The 2,087-nt window shown below is 40.1% G+C and carries 1 pseudogene; it reads right to left on the bottom strand.

Going from position 1 to position 2,087, the window contains the following annotated elements:
- Nucleotides 1-192: 192 nt before the first annotated feature.
- Nucleotides 193-2,087: pseudogene (locus tag ACQR30_RS03700) on the bottom strand (SusC/RagA family TonB-linked outer membrane protein); the annotation flags it as partial.

The following is a 2,087-nucleotide window of genomic DNA, read 5'->3' as shown; positions in this document are numbered from 1 at the left end:
GTGTTTGCCAGAAGTTATTGCCCGATAAGCTATCCAATGCATCTACATTTAGAAATTTCTTACAGCCACCAAAGCTCAACAATACCAGAATAATGGTGAGCATCCCCACTCGCCCCTTATGCTTTACAGAGCTTCGAGATTGTTTTAATAAATAATTCAGGTACTTCATTATATTGTCTGTTTTAACTATTATTAAAATTGAACATTAAAACCAATGGTATAGTTGCGCCTGTTAGGATATCCATTGGAATTATCATATCCTAGATCAGTAACATTTTCCGGATCTGGCCCACTGTAATGTGAAAAAGTTGCTACATTAGCTGCAGTTACATACACGCGACAAGAAGTAATACCCCAGCGTTTGGTTAGATCGCGGTTAAAATTATAGCCTAACGTTATGTCGTTAACCTTAAAATAGGAACCATCTTCCATATACATGGTCTGATTATACCGGAAAGGCTGTACAGCCTTATAATTCAAAAAATCAAATGGATTCGGATACTTCGCTATATCACCTGGTTTCTCCCAATAGTTATATTGTCCTATTGGCACTAATACACCCGGGCTGGTAGGATCTGCAAAACCCTGAAAACGGTGTGCCGCAGTGGTATTGATAATATCGCGTAACAATGTATAAGATACATTCACATTCAGTGAGAAGTTTTTGTATTGCAAGAAGGAATTGATTCCACCTGTAATCTTAGGAGCAGGATCACCTACCGCCACACGATCAGCACCATCTATTACGTAGTCTCCATTCAGATCCGCCCAAATCGGATCACCGGCATGCAGATAAGTAACAACTCCGTTATTAATCACCCGCAAAGGCTTACCATCTGCAGGGTTAATCGGCACATCAGCATTTGCGGCGTATACACCTTTGGTATTGAACAATAAATTAGTGAAAGTATTTCTTCCCAAGCGATACAGTACCGGAAGATTTTCTGTACTCTGATCCTGAATAATCATCTGACGCGTACCGCCCGGTAGTTGTGTTAGCACATCTCTAACATAAGATCCATTAATGGAGAAATTCCATTTCAATGCATGATCGCCACTAAAAGGTCTGAAGTTAAGGGATAACTCATGACCGTAGTCAGCCTGCGACAAATCATTTGTACTGATAGAAGAAAAACCATTAATATCTGCAATATTTCGGCTCATTACCTGATTTACCACTGTCTTATAATAAAAATCATAAGTGACGTCCAGGAAACCATGTAAGAAGCCTCCTTCAAACCCCCAATCAGCCTGAGTACTTGTAGTGGCCCTAAAATCAGGATTAGGTATGTTCCCCCAAGAGTTCACAATAGACGATTCATCATTATATCCTGCACCCTGAGTGTATTTCCCATATACGTCAAAGATGCTCCCGGTAGGGATAATATTGCTACCCCAACTAAAACGTAAAGACCCATAGTCTAGCCAGTTAATATTCTTAAACCAGTTTTCTTTTTGAAAATTCCAACGCACCCCTACTGTTGGATTTTTGCTCCAACCGCTATTTGGTCCATTGGTAGAAGTCCCATCTGTTCTGACAGACAGGTCTATTATGTACTTTGTTTTATAGTTGTATTCAAGAGACCCTCCAAATGCCAAACTTCGTTGGTCAGCATAAGCTGTTGTGCCACCATACGATGAATAAGCGTTGTTGCCTAAAGGACCTTCTATATCATCATTAGCCGTTCCTTTTACCAATAATTGATCCGCGCTTGAGAGATTCTTCTGCAGTTCGTTAAATACATATAGGTTAAATGTATTGTCTTCATTAAACGTATTGACATAAGAAATCATATTCCTGCTATACAAATTATAAGCACGGGAATTGAAAGAAGTAGCTTGTCCCAGGCCACCATTGATATAAGCCGGACGATAGTTATCACTCACCTGCGAGGTTACTGAATAAGAATCGTTCGAAGAAAGGCGTAAATGTTTTATTGGCTCCCATTCGATATCCAGACTACTGTTGATGATACCTGTCTTATTATTGTCGCGTACTGCAAAGGTTCCTACTGCTGCATTATTCGCCGAATAAGCAGAAGGCGGAGGTAGTAGAGAGGTAGTATCACTTCCTTTAGCAACACCTT

The sequence above is a fragment of the Arachidicoccus sp. genome (genome assembly GCF_050436765.1).
GTDB lineage: Bacteria > Bacteroidota > Bacteroidia > Chitinophagales > Chitinophagaceae > Arachidicoccus.
The sequence above is the reverse complement of the archived record's forward strand: the minus strand, read 5'-3'. Positions and strand labels throughout refer to the sequence as shown.